Annotated in this window: 16 protein-coding genes and 2 tRNA genes; 7 read left to right on the top strand and 11 right to left on the bottom strand. The window is 63.3% G+C overall.

The window, feature by feature from the left end; translation table 11 throughout:
- Positions 1-8: 8 nt before the first annotated feature.
- The 6 genes from thrS to DR039_RS08825 all read right to left on the bottom strand — a co-directional run bounded on the left by thrS (position 9) and on the right by DR039_RS08825 (position 5669).
- Positions 9-2054 (bottom strand): threonine--tRNA ligase, encoded by a 2046-nt coding sequence (thrS, locus tag DR039_RS08800; RefSeq protein ID WP_111837002.1) that lies wholly within the window; start codon positions 2052-2054, stop codon positions 9-11.
- Positions 2055-2220: 166 nt separating this feature from the next.
- On the bottom strand, positions 2221-3276 hold the full coding sequence (locus DR039_RS08805) for a lipid II:glycine glycyltransferase FemX (RefSeq protein ID WP_229116906.1): 1056 nt from the start codon (positions 3274-3276) through the stop codon (positions 2221-2223).
- A 118-nt stretch (positions 3277-3394) separates the two neighbouring features.
- Complete coding sequence (gene cuyB / locus DR039_RS08810) at positions 3395-4108, bottom strand: cysteate racemase (RefSeq protein WP_111837003.1); 714 nt, start codon at positions 4106-4108, stop codon at positions 3395-3397.
- The gene (locus DR039_RS08815) at positions 4105-5442 is read right to left on the bottom strand and encodes a carboxylate--amine ligase (RefSeq protein WP_111837004.1); all 1338 of its coding nucleotides are present in this window, start codon (positions 5440-5442) and stop codon (positions 4105-4107) included. Before DR039_RS08815 ends, cuyB begins: the two co-directional genes overlap by 4 nt.
- Positions 5443-5520: 78 nt before the next feature.
- Positions 5521-5595: transfer RNA gene (locus DR039_RS08820), tRNA-Val, on the bottom strand.
- A 1-nt stretch (position 5596) separates the two neighbouring features.
- Positions 5597-5669 (bottom strand) — tRNA-Gly (locus tag DR039_RS08825).
- Positions 5670-5882: 213 nt separating this feature from the next.
- Here DR039_RS08825 and DR039_RS08830 point away from each other — a divergent pair.
- Together DR039_RS08830 and DR039_RS08835 are read left to right on the top strand one after the other, a co-directional pair.
- Complete coding sequence (locus DR039_RS08830; protein WP_407641287.1) at positions 5883-6470, top strand: DUF3000 domain-containing protein; 588 nt, start codon at positions 5883-5885, stop codon at positions 6468-6470.
- A gap of 109 nt (positions 6471-6579) precedes the next feature.
- Complete coding sequence (locus tag DR039_RS08835; RefSeq protein ID WP_229116907.1) at positions 6580-7743, top strand: HRDC domain-containing protein; 1164 nt, start codon at positions 6580-6582, stop codon at positions 7741-7743.
- 101 nt (positions 7744-7844) lie between these two features.
- Here the strand turns inward: DR039_RS08835 and pflA are convergent, their stop codons facing one another.
- The 4 genes from pflA to dxs all read right to left on the bottom strand — a co-directional run bounded on the left by pflA (position 7845) and on the right by dxs (position 13383).
- A complete protein-coding gene (gene pflA / locus DR039_RS08840; RefSeq protein WP_111837005.1) occupies positions 7845-8723 on the bottom strand; it encodes a pyruvate formate-lyase-activating protein in 879 nt (292 codons plus the stop codon).
- A gap of 23 nt (positions 8724-8746) precedes the next feature.
- Positions 8747-8995 (bottom strand): autonomous glycyl radical cofactor GrcA2, encoded by a 249-nt coding sequence (grcA2, locus tag DR039_RS08845; RefSeq protein WP_111837006.1) that lies wholly within the window; start codon positions 8993-8995, stop codon positions 8747-8749.
- 56 nt (positions 8996-9051) lie between these two features.
- Positions 9052-11175 (bottom strand): formate C-acetyltransferase, encoded by a 2124-nt coding sequence (gene pflB / locus DR039_RS08850; protein ID WP_111837007.1) that lies wholly within the window; start codon positions 11173-11175, stop codon positions 9052-9054.
- A gap of 225 nt (positions 11176-11400) precedes the next feature.
- Positions 11401-13383, bottom strand: a complete 1983-nt coding sequence (dxs, locus tag DR039_RS08855; protein WP_111837008.1) for a 1-deoxy-D-xylulose-5-phosphate synthase — start codon at positions 13381-13383, stop codon at positions 11401-11403.
- Positions 13384-13605: 222 nt separating this feature from the next.
- On the opposite strand from dxs, the gene DR039_RS08860 reads away from it, so the two are divergent.
- Positions 13606-15618, top strand: coding sequence for a S9 family peptidase (locus tag DR039_RS08860; protein ID WP_111837009.1), 2013 nt, complete (start codon positions 13606-13608; stop codon positions 15616-15618).
- The gene (locus DR039_RS08865; protein ID WP_111837010.1) at positions 15615-17519 is read left to right on the top strand and encodes a chloride channel protein; all 1905 of its coding nucleotides are present in this window, start codon (positions 15615-15617) and stop codon (positions 17517-17519) included. Before DR039_RS08860 ends, DR039_RS08865 begins: the two co-directional genes overlap by 4 nt.
- A gap of 4 nt (positions 17520-17523) precedes the next feature.
- Here the strand turns inward: DR039_RS08865 and DR039_RS08870 are convergent, their stop codons facing one another.
- Positions 17524-18021: a hypothetical protein gene (locus DR039_RS08870; RefSeq protein ID WP_111837011.1), complete on the bottom strand. Its 498-nt coding sequence runs from the start codon at positions 18019-18021 to the stop codon at positions 17524-17526.
- 108 nt (positions 18022-18129) lie between these two features.
- Here DR039_RS08870 and DR039_RS08875 point away from each other — a divergent pair, with 108 nt between their 5' ends.
- The 3 genes from DR039_RS08875 to sucB all read left to right on the top strand — a co-directional run bounded on the left by DR039_RS08875 (position 18130) and on the right by sucB (position 22982).
- The gene (locus DR039_RS08875) at positions 18130-19698 is read left to right on the top strand and encodes a leucyl aminopeptidase (RefSeq protein ID WP_111837012.1); all 1569 of its coding nucleotides are present in this window, start codon (positions 18130-18132) and stop codon (positions 19696-19698) included.
- Between the two features lie 192 nt (positions 19699-19890).
- Positions 19891-21264: a dihydrolipoyl dehydrogenase gene (gene lpdA / locus DR039_RS08880; RefSeq protein ID WP_111837013.1), complete on the top strand. Its 1374-nt coding sequence runs from the start codon at positions 19891-19893 to the stop codon at positions 21262-21264.
- A gap of 32 nt (positions 21265-21296) precedes the next feature.
- Positions 21297-22982, top strand: coding sequence for a 2-oxoglutarate dehydrogenase, E2 component, dihydrolipoamide succinyltransferase (gene sucB, locus DR039_RS08885; RefSeq protein WP_111837014.1), 1686 nt, complete (start codon positions 21297-21299; stop codon positions 22980-22982).
- Positions 22983-23069: the final 87 nt, after the last annotated feature.

Genomic DNA, 23069 nt, shown 5'->3' on the forward strand with positions numbered 1-23069 from the left:
CAGGCTGTTCATTCACCGGAGAGCTTCTCCCCCGCCGGATCATTGACCCGTTCAGCGATCACGCGGGCAATGTGAGCCACGGCCTGGTCCACGGGCACGCCGTTGGTCTGGGCACCGTCACGGTAGCGGAAAGAGACGGCACCGGCGTCGGCGTCCTCGCCACCAGCGATCAGCGTGAAGGGGATCTTGTCTTTGGCTGCGTTGCGGATCTTCTTGCCGAAGCGGTCGTCGGAGTGATCCACCTCGACCCGCACTCCCCGCTCGCGCAGTTTGGCGGCGACGCCGTCGACGTACTCGTCAAAAGCCTCCGCAACGGGCACCAGGCGCACCTGCACCGGGGATAGCCAGGCCGGGAAGGCACCGGCGTAGTGCTCGGTGAGCACACCAATAAAGCGCTCCACGCTGCCGAGCTTGGCGGAGTGAATCATGATGGGGCGCTGGTGAGAGCCGTCAGCTGCCGTGTACTCCAGGTCAAAGCGCTCAGGCTGGTTGAAGTCGTACTGAATAGTGGACATCTGCCAGGTACGGCCGATGGCGTCCTTTACCTGCACAGAGACCTTGGGACCGTAGAAGGCGGCGCCGCCCGGGTCCGGCACGAGTTCCAAACCGGTGGAGTCGCAGACCTCCTGGAGGGTGCGCGTAGCGACCTCCCAGTCCGCGTCGGAGCCGATGAACTTGTCCTTCTTGGTGCCGTCTTCATCTCGGGTGGACAGCTCCAGGTAGAAGTCGTTCAGGCCAAAGGCGGAGAGGATGGAAAGGAAGAACTCGATCTGGCTCTTGATTTCCGCACCGGCTTGCTCGGGGGTGCAGTAGGTGTGGGAGTCGTCCTGAGTGAAGCCGCGCATGCGCGTCAGTCCGTGAACCACACCGGACTTCTCGTATCGGTAGTCGTGGCCCATCTCGAAGAAGCGCAGCGGCAGCTCACGGTAGGAGCGGCCCCGGGAGCGGAAGATCAGGTTGTGCATGGGGCAGTTCATGGCCTTGAGGTAGTACTCCTGGCCAGGTTTGGTGAGTTTTCCTGCCTCGTCGCGTTCCTCGTCAGCGAGCATGGGCGGGAACATGGTGTCCGCGTAGTAGGGCAGGTGCCCGGAGGTGTGGAACAAGCCGCTCTTGGTGATCTCTGGGGTGTGCACAAAGTCGAAGCCTGCCCGCTCGTGGCGCTCGATCACGTACTTTTCGATTTCATGGCGCAGCATGCCGCCCTTGGGGTGGAAGACCACTAGACCGGGGCCAATCTCCTCCGGGAAGGAGAAGAGGTCCAGTTCGGCACCCAGCTTGCGGTGGTCGCGCTTGGCGGCTTCAGCCATGCGGTTTTGGTAGGCCTTGAGGTCCTCCTTTGAGGCCCAGGCGGTGCCGTAGATCCGCTGCATGGAGTCACCGTTCTGGTCCCCCTTCCAGTAGGCGGAGGAGGATTTGGTTAGGGCGAAACCCTGCCCAATTAAGCGGGTGGAGGGCAGGTGCGGGCCGCGGCACAGATCTTTCCACGCGACGGTGCCGTCGCGGCGCACATTGTCGTAAATGGTCAGGCCGGAGGCGCCCACCTCCACGCTGGCGGAGGCCTCTGCCCCCTTGCCTTTGGTGGTGATGAGCTCCAGTTTGTAAGGCTGGTCTGCCAGCTCCTCGCGGCCTTCAGCATCGGTGATGTCACGACGGCGGAAGGTCTGCCCCTCCTTGACGATGCGCTTCATGCGCTTCTCAATATCGCGCAGCATTTCAGGGGTGACGGCGTCGATGCCACCAAAGTCGTAGTAGAAGCCGTCAGCGATGAAGGGCCCAATACCCAGATTGACCTCGGGGAAGAGCTCTTGAACGGCCTGAGCCATGACGTGGGTGGTGGAGTGGCGCAGGATCTGCAGGCCATCTTCACTGTCCAGGGTGATGGGCTCGACGGTGGCCCCAGCTGGCAGCTCACGGAACAGGTCCCAGGGCTCACCATCTACCTTCATGGCGATGATCTGCTTGTCGGTCTCAAAGAGGCTTGTTCCCGTGGTGCCTAGCTCGATGCTGCGCTTGGCGCCTGCGATGGTGATCTCAATGCTGGGCTGTGCGGCCACGGGTGCTCCTTTGTAGCTTGCTTCCAGGCGCTGTACGGGTGCGCCCGGTCGACGCCGAGTCTACTCGGGCGCAGAAAGTACCTTGGTCTTAGCCTGGTGAAGCCTGACGACGGCCGGGGTGGCGCTCTGAGCACCACCCCCGGACAGCCGCCCCGTTTTGCTCCTGCTACTTGCCGAGGCGCTGCTTGAGCCCACGCGCTAGGTCGCGGCCCTGCTTGGCAGCTAGGAGCGCCTGATACAGGGCTGGGCGCACAGGCAGGTCCCAAGCGCCGTCGACCTCTGTAGGGTGCTGCGCGTAACGGCGCTTGTACTGTCCCACCTTGTACAGCTGTGGCACGCGGGCGGAGTCGGCACCCATCAGGTCCATGCCACGGAAGCCTTCTTCCGCGAGTTTGCAGGCCACCCACCAGTCCAGGGCCTCTGCGGCGCGGAAACCTCTGGACTCGTTGGAGGAGGCGCCATAAGGCACCACGGCGTCTTTGCCGACGGTGGTCACAATGTCCCAGGCGTGAGGCACACCATCTTTGCGGAGCACAAAGAGGCGGGCGTGCTCGGGGCCAAGCGCGGTGAGAAAGCTCCAGTAAGTCTGGAGGGGGTGGGGGCGGAAGCCGTCCCGGCGGGCGGTCTCCGCCAGCACTTCGTAGACCTCTGCGAACTGAGTGCGGGTCAGGCCGGTCTCCTCGGCGATAGTGCAACCAGCCTCATCAGCTACGCGCTGGGCGCGACGCACTCCGCGCCGCCCGTCACGGGGCATGGCGTTGCTGATTGCCTCAGGGGTCTTGGCAGTCAGGTCGATCACGTAGGTGCGGTCATAGGTGATGGTGTTGGCCAGCTCGTGTAGGTCTGGGGCTTGGTAGCGGGCGTGCATGCGCACAAAGAGGATGGAGGAGTCGCGTTTGCGGACCTCTTCAAGCAGCAGCTTGCGCAGGTGAACTTCGCGCTCAGGTGACTGCTCCCGGAACCAGGTGGGGCCGTTCTTGGCCCACAGGAAGCGGCGTCCACCCAATTTATAGGGGTAGAGGGCAATGGTGGCCACAGCCTTTTCGCCCTCTTCGTAGAGGTAGCGGCCCCACACGGGGCGGCCCTGACTGCGTTCGAAGCGCTCCCAGGCTTCCGTCTGTTCGATGGCGACGGGGGTACAACCTGCCGCGATACGCATCTGCTTGGCGTCAACGGCCCGAAGGGTTTCGGTGCGGTCAGCAATGTCAAGGGTGTAGCCCACGGTTTCCTCCGATGCGTACTGGTCAGGTCTGTCAGAGCCTAGCGGCCAGGATGCTATTGAGGCGGCACTGTGGCCTGGTAAGCACGGCCCGAGCGCAAGCCCTACGGTTTTGTGCGGGTCAGGCCAGCTCGCAGCCACACTCAATCACGGTGCGGCGTGCCAGTGAGGCCAAGGAGTCGACGATCTGTCCGCCGTTAGCGCCAAAGTGTGAACACAGGACGGACAGTTCGGTACAGCCGGTGATTACCGCGTCTGCTCCGGCCTGGCGCAGAACCTCCACGCATTCGAAGAACTCTTGGCGAGGCACGTCGCGCCCTGCCTTGACGCCGTCGTAGATCATGGCCATGACCCGGGCCTGAGTGCGCTCGTCAGGCACGATCACCTCAAAACCGGCGCGCTCAGCGGCATCGTGATAGACGCGCGCAGCCAGGGTGCCGTCGGTGGCCATCAGACCGATCGAGCTGGCTTGGGGCAAGCGCCGCTGTACCTCGGAAAGGGTCTCCTCCACAATGGAAACTACCGGAATGCTCACGGCTTCCTCCACGGCACCAAGGAACTTGGAAGCCGTGTTGCAGGGGATCACGATGAACTCTGCCCCGGCAGTCTCAAGACGTTTGGCGTCGGCAGCCATCACCGGGGCTGGCGAGGGACCGTGCCTCAGGATGGCGGCGGTCCGATCCGGGGTGGAGGAGCGCTGCGTAACTATGAGGTCAGCGTGTTCCTGCTCCACCTTGGCCACGGTGGCGGCTGCCACCATGCTCATGAACTCGATGGTGGCCAATGGCCCCAGCCCACCGAGCACTCCGGCGGTGCGTCTTTGGCCGCCGCTCACAGTGCATCCTGGCGCTCGCGCCGAGCCTGGGACAGCGGGTAATAGCGGTGGAAGCGACGCAGCTGGTTAAGCGCGGAAAGGCTCATGTGGTAGGCGCGGCGCAGGTCCTTGCATTTGGCTCCGGGCCAGACCTTGATAAGTGGGTTGCGGACCCGGCCGGTGAGCACAGCCTGCAGGATGTGCTTGCGGGCACCGTGGCCATAGGCCAGGGCTAGGACCACCGGAGTCACTAGGTACATGCCTTTGCGGCTGGTGTCGGTGACCACGTGCTCAGAGTCGCCACCCACCCAGTCCTCGGCCATGAGCTCAACGGGGTTAAAGCCGGAGACGGTCAGGTAGTAGTTGGAACGGCCTAGGCGCGGGTTGAGCTCGAAGACATTCGGGCTGTCGTCACGCGGGTCGACCTTAATGTCAAAGTTCGCGTAGCCCACCCAGTCCAGGGAGTCGAGCAACTCGCTAATGCGCTTGCCTAGCTCGTCGGCGTCTAGGCCGGTGAGGATAACTGCCGGGTTACCGCGCAGCAGCGGCTCGTGTTCCTCCACCACTGAGTGGCCATAGGAGGCAACGCGCACCTTACCCTGGGTGTCGCGGTAGCAGGTGAGGATGCGCATCTGGGAGTCGGGGCCAGGGATGCGCTCCTGGAACAGGAACTCGCCGGTGAATCCGGACTCATCAATGCGGCGGACCAGATCGTCCACCTCGGCCTTGGAAGCCAGGATGAATACCTTCTCCTGGCCCTCCATACCAACCTCGGTGAGATCGTCACCGTTGGCGGGCTTACAGATCAGCGGATAGCCGAGGGCCTCGACGGCGGGGACTTTGCCGGAGCCACCGGTCATAAGCATGGTCCGCGGCTGCTTGATCCCTGCCTTCTGCGCTAGCTCAGCAAAGCGAGCCTTGTTGCCAACGGTCAGGATAAGTTCATTGGTGGTGTAAGGGATGACGACGTTGCTGGCGAGGTCATCTCGCCGGGCAGTCAGGTTGACGATCACCGGGTCCTGGGAGGTGGAGACTAGCAGGGTGGAGTCGTCCAAGGCAGCGATCTCATTGATGAAGCTGACGAGCCCATCTGGGGTGGTGTAGACGTCGTCGTAGCGCAGGTGGAACATGGAAGAAGACGTGTGGTACGGGGTAACCGCCCTGGAGATAAGGGAGGCAGGCACCCCGTAGGCCTCATAGAAGGAGCGGGCCTGTGACAGTGCGCCGATGTCGCCGCCGATCAGCAGCAGACGGAAGGGCTTACCGGAGCGGGTGTAGGCCAGGTTGCGCCCAAAGTCGGGGTGCTCGGCGGGAGGCGTGGGGTGGAGCAGTCGTCGAAATAGCTGGTTCGTCACTGTTATCAGTCCACCATCCGTGTTCGATTAGTCCAGGGTAAAAAGAAAACGCCCAGACTGCGACAGTCTAGGCCTTCGTGGTGGGCGATACTGGGATCGAACCAGTGACCTCTTCCGTGTCAGGGAAGCGCGCTCCCGCTGCGCCAATCGCCCGAGCGGATGACGGGACTCGAACCCGCGACCCTCACCTTGGCAAGGTGATGCTCTACCAACTGAGCCACATCCGCAGGCACCCATGCTCTGGGCGCAGGAGGAAATTAACAGAGATCGCAGAGCAGCACAAACTTGGAGCGTCCTCGGAGAAATGCTCTCGCTCACAGGGCCATTTATTGTCGTAAACCTTCTGAAGTTCGGCTGGATGCCTGGCGCCAAGCCCATTGTGCGGCGTGCCTGCACTGCAGGAAATCGCCTTCCCGGATAGCCTGAGCCACGTGACCACAATCCCCCAGGAGACGAACGCCACCGATGCGGCGGCACCCGAGCGGTTCCGTGAGGTGTTGCTATCCCTGCGTCACGCCCCACTTCCCCGACAGATGGTTGTCGAAGAGGTTCCCGCCCCTTCTCGCATTGCCCCCTTCACTGCTGCAATCAGCGCCGCCACTGAGCTTGAGTCTGATGGCCAAGCCGTGGCCTCCGGCCGTTTTGTGGTGCTGCATGACCCCGCAGGTCAGAGCGCCTGGGATGGTGATCTACGCCTGGTCATTCAGGTGCGCACGCGAATTGAGGACGCGATGGTCTCGGACGAGGCACTGGGGCGGGCGGCTTGGTCCTGGCTGGTTGAGAGCCTGGAGCAGGCTGGCGTTGGCTACCGCGCCTTGGTAGGCACCGTCACCAGAGTGGTTTCTGAGACCTTTGGTGGTCTTGAGCTTTCTGACACCTCTGCCCAGGCAGAGATCCGTGCCTCCTGGTCACCCACGACCACCGATTTGGGCCCGCACCTGACGGCCTGGTACACCACCATCCACCTGTCAGCAGGGAACTCGCCTGAACTCGCTCTTCCGCTGACAGCAGCTAGGGCGGAAAGTTGACTCGCAACCCCATCCCTCTGCCAGTTGACCCTCCGGGCACCACGGATGATCCAGTGCTGGAGGAGGATATTCTCCCACTGCGCGCCCCCGTGAGGGCGTGCCTCCGGTGGTGGCTGACCCGGAGTCATTGGCGACAGCGACGGCGCGGCTTGCACGTGGCACCGGCCCGGTCTCCGTTGACGCCGAGCGAGCCTCTGGCTTCCGCTACGGCCAGGATGCATACCTAGTGCAGTTGCGCCGCGAAGACGCTGGAACGGTGCTGATTGATCCGGTTTCTGCCGGCAGCATGGCGGAACTGGCCCTGGTTCTTGCTGGGCCAGAGTGGATTCTGCACGCTGCGGATCAAGACCTGCCGTGCCTAGCTGAATTGGGCTTAGCTCCTACGAGTCTTTTTGACACCGAACTGGCTGCACGGCTGCTGGGACGCCAGCATGTGGGCCTAGGCGCGGTGGTTGAAGAGACTTTGGGGCTGCGGCTAGCCAAGGACCATGCTGCCGCAGACTGGTCTGTGCGTCCTTTACCTGAATCATGGCTCGTGTACGCAGCATTGGATGTGGAACTGCTGGCGGACCTGCGCGAGGCCCTGGGAGACGAATTAGCTTCAGTGGGTAAAGATGCGTGGGCTGCGCAGGAGTTCGAGCATCTGCGCACACGCCCACCCAAACCGGCGAAAACCGATCCTTGGCGTAAGACACCTAGAGCAGGCAAAGCTGTGCGCTCCCCGCGTTCGCTGGCGGTACTGCGGGAGCTTTGGACCGTGCGTGAGCGGATCGCCAAGGCGGAGGACCGTACGCCCTCCAAGGTGCTCCCTCACGCTGCCCTGATCGCCGCCTCACTGGCACGCCCAAGTTCACGTAGAAAGCTCGCGGCCTTGCGGGAGTTTTCTTCTCGCCAGGCCCGTCTGCATCAGGAGGAGTGGTGGCAGGCAGTTGAGCGAGCTCTGGCGCTGCCGGAATCCGAGTTGCCAGCGCCCCACGCTCAGCTAGCTCCTGGCGAATTGCCACAGCCACGTTCTTGGGCCAGACATCATGCTGACGCCGCAGAGATCCTCACTTTGGTGCGTCAGGCGGTGCGTGACCGGGCTGATGAGCTGCGGCTTCCGCAGGAGCTGCTGCTCTCCCCCGATACCCAGAGGCATCTGGCTTGGGACCTTGGGGAGGTGGGTGAACGCCACCCCAGCCTGGGGATGGTGCAGGAAGTGCTGCGCGGTCACCAAGCTCGACCGTGGCAGGTGGAGCAAGCCAGTCCGAGACTTACGGAGGCGCTTTCTTAGGCAGCCGCTCCAAAACAGCAGCGGGCCCGGCACCACCTTGGTGATGCCGGGCCTCTTTGCTTGATCTTGCTAGCGGCGTCAGCCGCGCGAGCTAGGGCTGGTCAGTGCACGGTGAAGCCGTGGGAGCGGAAGATCGCCCTGGTGGACTCCACGAGTTCTGGCTCAGGCGGCCTGGTTTCCCGCAGCTTGTAGTCCAGGCCTAAGCTGCCCCACTTGTCGGTGCCCATCTGGTGGAAAGGGAGTACCTCCACACGAGTCACAGATGAACGCCAGCGCTCGATGATGCGCGCCACCTGTTCCACATTCTCGGGGGCGTCGGTCAGGCCGGGCACCAGCACGAAACGCGCCCAGATCTCAATACCCTTGGCGGCCAGCCGGTCTCCGAAGGCGATGGTCGGGGCAAGTTCACGGCCGGTGACCTGCTTGTAGGTGTCCTCGTTGCCGCTTTTGACGTCTAGGAGCACTAGGTCAATGTCGTCGAGCATCTTGTCGGTGCAGTTGACCCCCAGAAAACCGGAGGTGTCAATGCAGGTGTGGATGCCCATCTCCTTGGCGCCGCGCAGCAAGCGCGCTGCGAAGGCTGGCTGCATGAGCACCTCGCCACCAGAGAGCGTGATCCCTCCACCGGAAGCGCGAAAAACACCCCGGTAGCGCTTCATGCGCCGCAGCAGCTCATCTGCAGAGATGGGCTCGCCGTCCTTCATGAGGAAGGTGTCCGGGTTGTGGCAGTACAGGCAGCGAAGAGGGCAACCGTTCAGAAAAACAGTCATCCTCGTGCCGGGACCGTCTACGGCTGTCACCAACTCCCAGGAGTGGATCGAGCCGAGGGTACCTTCGCGCATTCGCGCCAACCGCTCTGAGCGTTGAATATCTGTGAGCTCCTCGAGCCCACCGGTTCCCGCCCCGCGCAAGCGGGCGGCCGGGGCCAGAAAGTCCTGGTCCCGGCCGCCCGTCACGTCGGGGGTGATGGTCTCAGTCATCTGAGTCCCAGCACCCTTCTGGCTCAGGCGCCAGCGTGGAAGGTGCGGTTTAGCACGTCAAGCTGCTGCTCACGAGTCAGCTTGACGAAGTTCACCGCGTAGCCGGAGACGCGAACGGTGAGGTTCGGGTAGTTCTCCGGGTGCGCCATAGCGTCCTCAAGGGTGGTGCGGTCCAGGACATTGATGTTGGCGTGGTACAGGCCCTTAACGCCGCCATTGTCCGCGCGCTGAGCCTTCATCGAGGCAAGGCGCTCTTCGTAGGTGGTAGCCATAATGGCACCCTTTCTAGTTGTGTGAAATGAGATGTGACAGGTGGTCCGGGGTGGACTCAGACGTCAGCGCAGTCCTCAGGGACGAAGCCGGCGTCGAGGATGCCCACCAGGTTGGCGACCCGCTCATCGAGCGTGCGGCCCAGGCCCTGGGGCGTGATGGTGTTGGTCAAAGAGATGCCGTCTAGCGCGTCGTTGTAGTCGAGCTTGCCCACGGACAGCATGGAGGCAACCATGCCGTGCGTGTCCATGCCGTTCTCCGGGTTCGCACCCGGGGAGAAGGGGGTGCCCTTCTGGTGGCCGGAGGGGAAGGAACCGGTGGCCTTGCCGTACACCACGTTGGAGGTGATGGTCAGCACCGACTGAGTCGGGATGGCGTCACGGTAGAAAGGCTGCGCCTTGATCTTGGACATGATCGTGTGCACCACGGTCGCGGCGATCTCGTCAGCGCGGTCGTCGTCGTTGCCGTAGATCGGGAACTCGCCTTCGGTGACGTAGTCGACCACCAGGCCGGTCTCGTCACGTACGGGGGTGACCTTGGCGTACTTGATGGCGGACAGGGAGTCGGCAACGATCGACAGACCAGCGATACCGCAGCCCATGGTGCGGATGATGTCGGAGTCGTGCAGTGCCATCTCGATGGCCTCGTAGGCGTAGCGGTCGTGGCAGTAGTGGATGATGTTGAGGGCCTCAACGTAGGTGCCCACCACCCAGTCCAGCATGTCCTCGTACTTGGCCCAGACCTCGTCGAAGTCCAGCGGGCCATCGCCCTCAATGCCTGGCAGGCCAGTGACGATCTGCTTGCCACTCATCTCGTCACGGCCACCGTTGATGGCGTAGAGGAGAGCCTTGGCAGAGTTCACGCGGGCACCGAAGAACTGCATCTGCTTGCCTACACGCATCGGGGAAACACAGCAGGCAATGGCGGCGTCGTCGCCCCAGTGGTCACGGATCTGCTCGTCAGCCTCGTACTGGATGGAGGAGGTCGTGATGGAGATCAGCGCACAGAAGTCCTTGTAGCCCTGCGGCAGCTTCTCGTCCCAGAAGATCGTGATATTCGGCTCGGGGGCGGGACCGAGGTTCCGCAGGGTCTGCAGTAGCCGGAAGGAGGTCTTGGTGACCTGGGAGCGGCCGTCCTCACTGAAGCCAGCGTCAGACCAGGTGGCCCAGTAGGGGTCACCGGAGAAGATCTGGTCGTAGTCAGTGGTGCGCAGGAAGCGGGTGATACGCAGCTTCATGACGATGTTGTCGATGAGCTCCTGGGCGCGGGTCTCATCGATAATGCCCGCCTTGAGGTCGCGCTCAAAGTAAATGTCCAGGAAGGCGGAAAGACGGCCGATGGACATGGCAGCGCCGTCCTGGGACTTCACAGAGGCCAGGTAGGCGAAGTAGGTCCACTGCACAGCCTCGTGCGCGTCCTTGGCGGGGCCGGAGATGTCGAAGCCGTAGGACTCGGCCATCACCTTGAGCTTCTTGAGGGCCTTGATCTGCTCGGAGTGCTCCTCACGGAATCGGGCCCAGTGCTCGGAGAAGCCCTGCGAGGCCACGGAGTCCTTGGCCTTCTCTTTCTCGGCGATCAGGAAGTCGACGCCGTAGAGGGCCACGCGGCGGTAGTCACCGATGATGCGGCCACGGCCGTAGGCGTCCGGAAGGCCGGTGATGATATGCGAAGAACGGGCAGCACGAATGCGCGGGGTGTAGATGTCGAAGACGGCGTCGTTGTGGGTCTTGCGGTACTTCGTGAAGATCTTCTTGACCTCGGGGTTGACCTCTTTACCGGCCTCCTTGATGGCCTGCTCAACCATGCGCCAGCCACCGTTGGGCATCATGGCGCGCTTGAGCGGGGAGTCAGTCTGCAGGCCGACGATCACATCATCGGACTCGGAGATGTAGCCGGGCTTGAAGGCGTCGATGTCCGAGGGGGTGTCGGTGTCGACATCAAGGATACGGACCTTGCGCTCCTCTTTGAGGAAGTTGTCCTCAAGGGTCTGCCACAGTCCCAGGGTCTTCTCAGTGGCGCCAGCAAGGAAGGAGGCGTCGCCGTCGTAAGGGGTGTAGTTGCGCTGGATGAAGTCGCGAACATCAATGTCCTCGGCCCACGGGCCCTTGGTGAAGCCCTCCCAAGCGTCCTCGCGAGTGCTGCTGCGCTCCGCGCTGGCGGAAGCTGTGACCTCAGTGGTCATCCGTGCCCTCCATGTTGTGGGTGACGATCCGGCCACCCGTGATCTGGTCGCCCTTTTGGGGCGCGTCAGCACTCCGGCGCGCTGACGAGGCAAGCCTATGCGGGCCCTTGGTCCGTGTCCGCTTTCCCTGCCTATCGATCCGGTGTTCTCACTCACAGCCCTAATAGGCACACTCAAGGCAGGGACCAAAGTCCATGCCGTGGTGAGGACCAAAGGTCACCACACTCAGCGAACAGATAAACGGCCTAAGCCGTCCCGCACGCTGCGTGCAATACCGACGGCGTCCATGCCAAGTTCAACCATGAGTTCAGACCTTGAGGCCGTAGGCAGGAAACAACCTGGAATCCCTACCCGCCGCACTACGGGCAGCTTGGCGCCCGGCATATCGAACTCGTCTAGGGCATCTCGCAGCGCCGAGCCAACGCCGCCATCGACCAGACCATCTTCTGCCACCACCACTAGGTCGAAGCCCGCCGCAAATTCCACCAGGGTGGCAGAAACCGGCAGCGCCCAGCGCGGGTCCACCACCGTGACCCGCAGTCCTTCAGCCCTGAGGTCTCGGGCTGCCGCGAGCACCTCGGGCGCCATGGCGCCTACGGAGACCAGTAGAACATCCGGCTGACCCGGCGCTGCCTCCCCCTCCGGCTCCACCAACACATCCACCCGCGCGAAGACGCTGTCAGCCCCATCCACATCACCGCCTAGCACTCGCAGTGCAGGTGCGGCCTCCGGCAGCGAACCTTTGGGATAACGCACCACCGTGGGAGCATCCGCCGTCGCAAAGGCCTCGCGCAGCTCCTCGCGCAGGCTGGCCTCATCGCGCGGCGCTGCCAAATGCAGCCCAGGCACCCGCGCGAGCATGGCGATATCCCACATGCCGTTATGGCTAGCTCCGTCTGCGCCGGTCAGCCCGGCACGGTCCAAAGCAATGGTCACGCCTGCTCCGTGGAGCGCCACATCCATAAGCACCTGGTCAAAAGCCCGGTTCAGGAAGGTGGCGTACAGCGCTACCACCGGGTGCGCACCGGCAAAGGCCATGCCCGCAGACGCCGTAAGGGCATGCTGCTCAGCGATACCGACGTCTATCACGCGGCCAGGCAGTGCATCCGCCAATGGTTGCAGACCAACCGGGGCCTGCATGGCGGCGGTCACCCCCACGATTCGCTCATCTGCCTGCGCGGCAGTCAAAACCTCCTGAGCAAAGACTGCCGTCCACCCAAAGCGCGAGGGCACTACAGGCAGACCCGTCTCTGGATGAATGCGCCCCACCGCATGAAAGCGGTCAGCCAGGTCCTCTTCCGCTGGCGTGTAGCCGCGACCTTTCTGCGTGATCACATGCACGATCACCGGCTCGGCGTACTCGCGGGCGCGGGTGAGGGCAAACTCCAGGGCGGTGATGTCATGCCCGTCTACTGGCCCGGTGTACTTGATGCCCAGGTCCTCAAAGAAGGCCGAGGGCACCAACACGTCTTTCAATCCTCGTTTCAGGCCATGTAGCGCCTCAAAGGCCTTTTTGCCCGGCGTGCCTTGCGCCAGCAGGTGCCGCTTAACCCCCGATAGCACCCGCTCGTAGCCAGGGTTGGTGCGCAGCGCATCCAGGTGATGCGCTAGGCCGCCAATGGTGGGCGCATAGGAACGGCCGTTGTCATTGACAACTATGACCAAGTGCCGGTCCTCAGAGTCGGCGATATTGTCCAGTGCTTCCCAGGCCATGCCACCGGTCATGGCACCGTCACCGATCACCGCCACCACATGCCGCCCATCGTGCCCCAGTATGCGGTTGGCGCGGGCAATGCCGTCTGCCCAAGACAGGGCAGTGGAGGCGTGGGAGTTCTCCACCACGTCGTGCTCAGATTCGGAGCGGCTCGGGTAGCCAGACAGGCCGTCACGCGCGCGCAGCTTAGAGAAGTCGCGACGCCCAGTGAGTAGCTTGTGCACGTAAGCCTGGTGACCGGTGTCAAAAACTATGGCGTCTCGCGGTGAGTCAAAGGTCCGATGCAGCGCGATAGTCAGCTCCACCACCCCCAGGTTGGGTCCTAGGTGCCCACCGGTCTGGGCTACTGAGGCAACTAGGTAGGCGCGAATCTCGGCAGCGAGTTTCACCAGCTGAGCACTGGTGAAACGAGACAGATCGCTGGGACGCTCCACCAAGTCAAGCATCGGATGAGCGGGACGATCCTGCGCCTGGGAGCTGCCCGTCGTGGTCATCGGTCGCGCCTCCAATTCCTTCGCCCTTATAGCAATGCGACCAGGCTAATCCTGGTCGTTGCTTCCACCAACGTCGGCAAGGCGTGGCGGCATCGAGTAAGCATAGGCTCACTGCCTCTTCCTTGTGACCGCGAGCGCCGCGCCACACGGCAAAGGCCTTAGGCTTGCCCCAAGAAGCATGCGGCCACCCAATAGTGCCGCCAGGCCCGTACAGGAGGAACCATGAGCGTGAAGGCACCGTACGGAAGTTGGCCCTCTCCTATTTCTCCAGGCACGCTCACCAGCCGGACCGTGCGTTTATCACAGGTTCGGGTGGATGGGCCCGATACTTACTGGGTGGAGCAGCGCGCTTCTCAGGCGGGGCGCCAGGTGCTGCTGCGCCGTGACGGTGCTGGCCAGGTAGGTGAGGTTCTGCCTCTCACCCCCTCGGATGAACTGGTAGACACCCGCACCCGGGTGCATGAGTACGGTGGACGCGCCTACGCCGTCGACGGTGGAATCATCGTCACCTCCCATGCCGGGGACTCTCGTCTGTACCGCTACGACGTCGCTCACCGCCTGCGGGGACTGGTGCCATTGACTGTTTTCGGGGATGTGCGCCACGGTGACCTAGAGATCGACACGGCCCGTGGCTTGGTCTACGCCGTGCGTGAGGACCACCGCGGCCCCGGCGAGCCGGTTAACTCCCTGGTGGCCATCCCCTTGGATGGCTCCGCAGCTCGGGATGACTCCGCCATCGTCACGATCGCGTCTGGCACGGACTTCGTCTCCTCCCCCACACTGTCCCCGGATGGTGAGCACCTCGCTTGGATCAGTTGGAACCACCCGGCGATGCCTTGGACTTCCACGCAGTTGCATGTAGCTGATCTGAGCCGTGAAGGGCAGATCGGTGAGCAGACTGTGGTAGCCGGCGGTGACAGTGTGTCCGTGGCCGAGCCTCGCTGGACCGAGGAATGCGAGTTGGTGCATGTCTCTAATGAGTCAGGTTTCTGGAACCTTTATCGCACTGAGGGCTTCCCTCGGCGTGGCACCCACCAGGCCGGTTGGACCACCAAGCTGCGTACCCGCCCCTTGCACCCCAAGGAGGCCACCTTCTCCACGCCCGCCTGGAACCTGGGCCCACACTCCTACGACGTGCTCGACGGCGATCACCTGATCACCTCTTGGGCGGCGAAGGCCATTTGGCATCTAGGAACGGTGCGCCTGGCTAATGGTGAGCTTGAAGAATGGAGCACTGGCTGGCAGCCGATTGGCAATGTGGCTGCTTCATCCACACTGGGGCGCGTCGTGATGCTAGCGGGCTCTGAGACTTCGCTGCCTGCCATTATTGAGGTGCGCGGCGGCAAGGTGCAGGTGCTGCGCGGTTCAGGCGAGTTTGCCCCTGAGAATGAGGGTGTTTCCTTGCCAGAACCGATGGAGTGGCCCACCAGCGACGGAAAGCGGGCCTACGGCTTCTACTATCCGCCGGCCTCCGCCACTCATGAGGGGCCCGACGGCGAATTGCCGCCCCTGGTGGTCAATGTCCACGGTGGCCCCACCGCCAACGCCCGCCCTGGTTACGACCTGGGTATCCAGTACTGGACCACCCGCGGCTTTGCCGTGCTCGATGTCAACTATCGCGGCTCGACTGGTTACGGCTCCCAGTACCGCAAGGAACTTGACGGCAACTGGGGCATTATCGACGCCGAGGACTGCGCTGACGGGGCTCGCCACCTGATTGCGCAAGGCCTGGTGGACCCCAAGCGGGTGGCTATTCGCGGGTCATCTGCTGGCGGATTCACGGTGCTCAGTGCTTTGAGCCGCACGGAGCTATTCTCCGCCGCCACCTCGCGTTACGGCGTCACTGACCTAAGTCTGCTGGCTCGCACGACTCACAAATTCGAGTCGCGCTACGTACAGACCTTGGTGGGAGCCGAAGGCCTGGATGATCCCGTGCTCGCCGAACGCAGCCCGCTGCATCACGTAGAGCAGATCCATGCCCCCCTGCTTATGCTGCAGGGCTCAGAAGACCCGATCGTCCCAGCGGAGCAGGCCACCGCGATGTTCGAGGCCGTTCGAGACAAGGGCTTGCCGGTGGCGCTGGAGATCTTCCACGGTGAGGGGCATGGCTTCCGCCTGGCAGCCAATATTCGCCGTTCCATGGAGGCTGAGCTGAGCTTCTACAGCCAGGTGTGGGGCATCACCCCAGCCGATGAGGATCTCACTCCGGTCGTCGTGGAGAACCTGGGCAAATGAAGACACTGCGGGCCATGCTGCTCGCATTCTTCCGCCACCACCGCTCCGGGATGATCGTCCTGGCGCTGGCGGTAGGTGTGCTTTCCGGGCTGGCGGCCGTGGCCTTCAGGCTAGGCATCGACGCTTGGACGGAACTGCTCTCAGGGGCCAAGGACTACACCCTTTCCATGGGGCCGTCTGTTGGTCTTTTGCATGCCACTGGGCGCTGGTTCGTGCTACCGGGCCTGCTGGTATCTGCACTGCTGATAGCCGCTTTAATGCGTTTGCTGGGGCGTACCGCCACCGGTCATGGGGTCTCCGGGGTCATGTGGTCCTCCCGTCATGGGGATGGCACCATGCGGCTGACACCGGCAGTAGCCACCACCGCTGCCTCTGCGCTGACCATTGGTGCGGGTGGTTCAGTTGGCCCAGAAGGACCGATCTCTGAGCTAGGTGCTGCCTTAGGCTCCAAGGTTGGCGGCAGCCTCGGGATACCTCCACGCTGGATCCGAGTGTTGGCCGCAGCCGGTACGGCTGCGGGAATTGCCTCAGCCTTTGATGCTCCTTTGGCTGGTGCTTTCTTTGCCCTGGAGGTCATTCTTCTGGACTTCACGGCGGAAACTTTTGGTTATGTGGTGGTGTCCTGTGTGGCCTCAACCGTGGTTTCCCACCATCTCTTGGGCACTTCCCTGTCCCTGTCCTTGCCTTTCCTAACCCTCAGCGATGACCTAGAACTCGGTTGGGTGGCGCTGCTTGGAGTCCTGGGTGGTGTGGTCGGTACCTTGTTTACGCGGGCCACGGTGGTGCTGCGTTTCCTGGTGCGCAGGCTTTGGGCTGGACCGGACTGGGCGCTGCCATTGCTGGGAGCTCTGCCGCTGGCGGGCCTGCTGCTCTTGGTGCCAGAGATGTACGGCGAGTCTGGCGCGGTTTTAGATCGGGCGCTGGACGCCCGTTACGGGGCCATCGTTCTTCTGGGGCTCCTGCTGGCGAAGATTCTGGCTACTTCAGCGACCTTGGCATTGGGCTTCCAGGGCGGCGTCTTTGCTCCCTCACTGTTCATTGGCGACCTGCTGGGCGCGTACCTGGGAACGGTGCTAGCCCCTGGTGAAGCGACCAAGGTGGCGGTCTTTGGCGTAGTTGGTATGGGAGCGGTGTTCACGGGATCAGCTCGCGCACCGATCACCGGCGTGGTGCTGATCGTGGAGATGACCCGCCAGTACAGCTTGTTGTTGCCCCTTATGCTCGCGATCGCGCTGGCAACTGTGACCAGTCGGTTTCTGACCCGTACGACGATCTACACCGAGGAATTGCGCCGTCGTGGCGACGACGTCGAAGACCCGGTGGCCTCCACCCTGATGGGCCGCACCCGCGCCTGGCGTCTAATGAGCCGCCCGCCTGCCGTATTGGATGAATTAAGCACTCTGGCTGAGACTGCTCGAGCGCTGTCTCGCACCGGCGCGGGCTGCCTGCCAGTTGTCGCCGGAGAGGCCAAGATTGCGCCTCCCCCAGCCACCGACATAAGCGCATTGGGACAGTCAGGTCTAGCTAATACGCTCCAGCGACCTGAGGAGGCTCGGAGTCTGGGCCAGCTACTAGGCTGTATCTCGGCCACGGGGCTTGCCGTGGCTGCCCTCCAAGGCGGTAGCGGCAGACCGGTGACTTCGCTGCTATTGGCGGGTGAGCACGTGGATCTCATGGCTGGCAGCTCACAGGTGCTGGCCAAGATGGTAGAAGCCCGGCTAGATGCATTGCCCGTCACTAGAACTCTGCCCACGGGAGAGCTTGAGTTGGTTGGTTGGATCACCAAGGACTCACTGGTACAGCGCCTCTACCAACAGCAGCGGCAGGCCTTGGAGACTGCACAAGCCCGCAGTTCCTTTGGTTCACGTACCCGAGAGTGGTGGCGGCAGCGGAGTCACTAAAAGCTCAGCGCCCTTTGGTGCGGCGCTCAGCCAAACTGTCCGAAAGATCGGTCATACGCTCAGCGTTGGCCACGATCCGGCGGGGGTCACTTAGCCACATCCACACTCCGGCAACCACCGGAAGTAACAGGGGCAGGTAACCACGCGGACGACCACCCACTGACCACACACTGTCTTTAAGCTCAGGTGAAATACCGGCAAGCGTCAGCAGACCGATAAGGAGTGCCGTAGTCAGCAGCGCTGAAAGCGTCATCCAGCCGATCATCCGCATGCGGCGTCCGTTATGGGCCAGGCAAACAGCCAGCAACAGGTAGAGCAGGCCCCCAATGAGGTCCAAGGCCCCCACCACTGCGGAACGCTCTGGGAAACGAATCAGGGAAACCAGCGCAGGCCCCGTGATCACAAGTCCAAACACCGCGTAGACGCCCACCAGGATGCGGCTCCATCCGTGCGCCGGGCGCCGGTTATCCGCCACCGTGGAGACCTTAGGTCCCTCTGTCATGTTCTGGTGCCTCCGGTTTAGTGCTCGCGCTGAGTACGTGAGGAACAGGGCCTGCTTTAGCTCGCGCTAGGGCAACGCGGACCAGATGCTGAGGCTACCATTCGCCGGGTGACTGCGATTGCAATGACCTCAGACCAAGACTCCGTCCTCTCTGCCGAAGTGATCATCCTGGCGGCTGCGCCTGCTCAGGCCCCCGAGGCCGCCCCGGTGCTGCTGCTACCCGAGGCTGGTTTTCCGGGGCTCGACGCCGCCGAGGCCGGCAAGCTCCTGGCGCGCCTAGGTTTCCGGGCCAGCACTGATGAAGTGCTGCGCCTACCTGCAACTGCCTTGCTGCCAGAAAGCGGCCGCATTGACGGCTCCGTGCTGGTGGTGGGTGCTGGCTCCGACTGGGACCGGGCCCAGGACCCGTGCCGCGACGTCGCCGCGCTGGGAACAACTCGCGACCAGGTGCTGCGCCGTCTGGCCGGGCGCGGCGTCCGTGCGCTCACCGGCTGCCAAGATGCTTGCCTAGTGCTGCCTACAGACACTGCCAAGGCCCTAGGGGCCGTGCTCGAGGGTGCCTTGCTCGGTGGCTACACCTGGACTGGTGCCTCAAAGCCCGCAAAGGCCCCGCTTGCAAAAGCCACCGTGCTCAGTCCTCTGGCCAACACGGCTACCGGCGAGAGCAGCTTGAAGCGTGCCCAAGTGGTGGCAGACGCCGTCGCCCTAACCCGCGACCTGGTCAATGAACCCCCAAACCGCCTGAACCCTGTGACCTTCGCGCAGCGCGCCGCGGATATGAGCCAGGCGGAAAACCTCGAAGTCCTGATCCGCGACGAGGCGCAGTTGGCAGCTGAAGGCTTTGGCGGGATCGTGGGTGTGGGCCAGGGCTCTCCCACGCCACCGCGGCTAGTGCGTATGGCCTGGGTGCCGCCAGAGGCAGATGCCACCACCCCGCACGTGGCGTTGATTGGCAAAGGCGTCACCTTCGACTCCGGTGGTCTGTCCCTCAAGCCCCCTGCCTCTATGCCGGAGATGAAATCTGACATGGCTGGCGCTGCCACAGTCCTCGCGGTGGTGCGGGCGGCCGCACGCCTGGAATTGCCGATCAAGGTGACCGCTTGGCTGGCCCTGGCGGAAAATATGCCGGGCTCCAGCGCCCAGCGCCCCAGCGACATCGTCACCATGGTCAATGGCACCACTGTGGAGATCACCAACACTGATGCGGAGGGACGCCTGGTGATGGCTGACGCCTTGGCCCAGGCGGTCACCGAGTCCCCGAGCATGGTGCTGGACGTCGCCACGCTTACGGGTGCGCAACTGGTTGCCCTGGGCGAGCGGGTCACTGGGGTTATGGGCACGCCGTCACTCCGGGACCGCGTAGTGGCTTGTGCCCAGGCTGCCGGTGAAGCGGCCTGGCCTATGCCACTGCCTGAGGACCTGCGTTCCAAACTGGACTCTCCCTACGCCGATCTGCGCAATTCCGCCGTGGGTTCGCGCTGGGGCGGGATGCTGGTGGCGGGCTTGTTCCTGCGGGAGTTCGTGGGCCAGACAGATTGGGCACACCTAGATGTAGCAGGCCCAGCTTTCAATGACGGCGCTGCTTGGGGTCTGACCAGCACGGGTGGCACGGGCGCCGGGGTAGCAACTTTGTTGGGTCTACTTGAGGACTGCTGCAAATCGGCGCAGGCAAGTTGAGCGGCACCCCCTCGGGGTCGGCTCACCAAGCACCTCACAACACATTCAGAGTGGCAGATCTCATACAGCAAGAGGGACTGTAGTCCCCCTCTCACCCATGGATCGGCCCCTAACTCGCAGCCTGAGTGAAACAATGAGCCTGTGCTGAGCCGACCCGCTGGGGGCCGGAAATCTACACCCGAGGAGTTTTCAGTGACTGAACCCGTGTACGACATGGTCATCCTGGGAGCAGGGTCCGGCGGCTATGCCGCAGCCCTGCGCGGCGCCCAGCTTGGCCTAAAGGTCGCCCTGGTCGAAGGAGACAAGATTGGTGGCACCTGCCTGCACCGCGGCTGCGTCCCCACCAAGGCGCTGCTGCATGCCGCGGAAACCGCCGATGCCGTCCGTGAAGCTTCCACCCTGGGCATCAAGGCGGCCTTTGAGGGGATCGACATGCCCGCGGTTCAGGCCTATAAGGACGGCATCATCACCCGCATGTACAAGGGACTGCAGGGCTTGGTTTCCTCGCGCGGCATCGACTTCGTGCAAGGCTGGGGCAAGCTGGTAGCCAAGGACACCGTCGAGGTGGACGGTAAGCGGTATACCGGAAAGAACGTCGTACTGGCCTCCGGTTCTTGTTCCAAGACCATCGGTCAGGAGATTTCTGGCCCCGTTATCACCAGCGAGGAAGCCCTGGAACTCGACCGCGTGCCCGCCTCTGTAGTGATCCTGGGCGGTGGCGTGATCGGCGTCGAGTTTGCTTCTGCCTGGGCCTCCATGGGCTGCCAGGTGACCATCGTGGAGGGCCTGCCACGCTTGGTACCCAATGAGGACGAGGCCATTTCCAAACAGTTGGAGCGAGTCTTCCGCAAGCGCAAGATTGCTTTCAAGACCAACACCATGTTTGACCATGTAGACCGCCACGACGGCGGCGTCACCGTGCACACCAAGGACGGCAGCACCCTCGAGGCTGAGGTGCTGCTTATCGCCGTCGGCCGTGGCCCGGTCACTGCGAACCTGGGCTATGAGGAGGCCGGGATTGCTATGGACCGGGGCTTCGTCCTGGCTGACGAGTACGGCCGCACCAATGTGGAAGGCATCTGGGCTGTTGGCGACATCGTCCCCGGCGTGCAGTTGGCACACCGGGGCTTTGCCCAGGGCATTGTGGTGGCGGAGAAGATCGCCGGTCTGAACCCCACTCCGGTTGACGACGTGCTCGTCCCCAAGGTCACCTTCTGCGAGCCGGAGATCGCCTCTGTCGGTCTTACCGAAGCCAAGGCCAAGGAACTCCATGGCGCTGACAACATCACCACTTCTGAGTTCAATGTGGCTGGCAACGCCAAGAGCCAGATCCTGGGCACCACCGGCTTCGTTAAACTAGTGGCCCTCAAGGACGGCCCAATCGTCGGCTTCCACGCCATCGGCACCCGCATGGGTGAGCAGGTTGGCGAGGGCCAGCTCATGGTCTCCTGGGAGGCAGATGCCAATGACGTCGCCTCCCTGGTGCACGCCCACCCGACCCAGAATGAGACTCTCGGTGAGGCCGCCTTGGCGCTTGCCGGCAAGCCGCTGCACAATCACGGCTGACCAAAGACTCACAAGAAAGAAAGCGTTGTTTTATGTCTGAGAACGTGTTGATGCCCGCTCTGGGCGAGTCTGTTACCGAGGGCACCGTCTCCTCCTGGCTCAAGGCCGTGGGCGACACCGTCGCCGTCGACGAGCCTCTGCTGGAGGTCGCCACCGACAAGGTAGACACCGAGGTCCCCTCCCCCGCCGCCGGCACCATTTTGGAAATCCGCGTCGCCGAAGACGAAACCGTAGAGGTCGGCACCATTCTGGCGGTTATCGGTGACCCCGCTGAAGCTGGTTCCGTTCCAGCCCCGGCTGCACCGGCCGAGGTCGCAGCCCCCGTGCCAGAGCCTGCAGCTGCCGAGCCCACCCCGGTGTCTCCTGCCGCACCTGCGGGCCCGGTGACTGGCACTGAGGTGAAAATGCCCGCTCTGGGCGAGTCTGTTACCGAGGGCACCGTCTCCTCCTGGCTCAAGGCCGTGGGCGACACCGTCGCCGTCGACGAGCCTCTGCTGGAGGTCGCCACCGACAAGGTAGACACCGAGGTCCCCTCCCCCGCCGCCGGCACCATTTTGGAAATCCGCGTCGCCGAAGACGAGACCGTAGAGGTTGGTACGGTGCTAGCCATCATTGGCGACGCCGCTGGCGCACCAGTCGCCGCTGCACCGGCTACTCCGGCTCCGGCTGCAGTTCCTACCGCTGCCCCAGAGGCGACCGCGGCCCCTGCGCCCGCTGAGGCCCCGGCGCCGACCTCTCACGCCGCTCCGGCTGCTGAGGCCCCATCTGCCGCTGCCGTCGCTGCAGCCGCCTACGTAACCCCGATCGTGCGCAAGCTCGCCAGGGACAAGGGCGTAGACCTGACCACGCTCAAAGGCACCGGCGTTGGTGGCCGCATTCGCAAGCAGGATGTAGAGGAGGCTGCTGCCGCCGCGGCTGCTGCTGCCACAGCTTCACCGGCGGCTGCGGCACCTGTCGCTCCGGCAGCACCAGCTAAAGCCGCTCCGGCTGTAGACACCGAATTGCGCGGCACCACGCAGAAGATGAGCCGCCTGCGTCAGGTGATCTCCGAGCGCATGATTGACTCCTTGCAGACCTCTGCACAGCTCACCACCGTGGTAGAGGTGGACGTCACCCGCGTTGCCGCCCTGCGCGCCCGCGCCAAGGACGCCTTCCTGGCCAAGAATGGCACCAAGCTGACTTTCTTGCCCTTCTTCGTACAGGCGGCCACCGAGGCCCTTAAGGCTCACCCGAAGCTCAACGCCTCGATCAACGGCAAAGAGGTCACCTACCACGATGTCGAGCATGTTGGTATTGCCGTAGACACGCCGCGTGGTCTGCTGGTGCCGGTGGTTAAGCACGCCGGGGATCTGAACATTCCCGGCCTGGCCAAGCGCATCAATGACCTAGCTGCACGCACCCGTGACAACCAGGTGAACCCAGACGAGCTGTCTGGCTCTACCTTCACCATCACCAACACCGGTTCCGGTGGCGCCCTGTTTGACACCCCGATCATCAACCAGCCTGAGGTCGCAATCCTGGGCTTGGGCACGATCGTCAAGCAGCCCCGCGTTATCAAGGACGCTGACGGCAACGAGGTCATCGCCATCCGTTCCGTCTGCTACCTGGCGCTGTCCTACGACCACCGTCTGGTCGACGGCGCTGACGCTGCCCGCTACCTCATGACCGTCAAGAAGCGGCTTGAGGACGGCGACTTTGGCGGCGAACTCGGTCTGTGAGTTCCTGAGCCGATAACGCCGCATTAGCGAGCTTTGAGGGGTCGTACCCGTTTGGGTGCGGCCCCTCAAGCATGCTGCTCCACTGAC

The sequence above is a fragment of the Actinomyces bovis genome, assembly GCF_900444995.1.
GTDB lineage: Bacteria > Actinomycetota > Actinomycetes > Actinomycetales > Actinomycetaceae > Actinomyces > Actinomyces bovis.

Excerpts from the sequence above, each read along its gene's own strand:
- pflA (WP_111837005.1), bottom strand. The coding sequence starts at position 8,723 with ATGACTGAGACCATCACCCCCGACGTGACGGGCGGCCGGGACCAGGAC.
- grcA2 (WP_111837006.1), bottom strand. The coding sequence starts at position 8,995 with ATGGCTACCACCTACGAAGAGCGCCTTGCCTCGATGAAGGCTCAGCGC.
- pflB (WP_111837007.1), bottom strand. The coding sequence starts at position 11,175 with ATGACCACTGAGGTCACAGCTTCCGCCAGCGCGGAGCGCAGCAGCACT.
- dxs (WP_111837008.1), bottom strand. The coding sequence starts at position 13,383 with ATGACCACGACGGGCAGCTCCCAGGCGCAGGATCGTCCCGCTCATCCG.
- DR039_RS08860 (WP_111837009.1), top strand. The coding sequence starts at position 13,606 with ATGAGCGTGAAGGCACCGTACGGAAGTTGGCCCTCTCCTATTTCTCCA.
- DR039_RS08865 (WP_111837010.1), top strand. The coding sequence starts at position 15,615 with ATGAAGACACTGCGGGCCATGCTGCTCGCATTCTTCCGCCACCACCGC.
- DR039_RS08870 (WP_111837011.1), bottom strand. The coding sequence starts at position 18,021 with ATGACAGAGGGACCTAAGGTCTCCACGGTGGCGGATAACCGGCGCCCG.
- sucB (WP_111837014.1), top strand. The coding sequence starts at position 21,297 with ATGTCTGAGAACGTGTTGATGCCCGCTCTGGGCGAGTCTGTTACCGAG.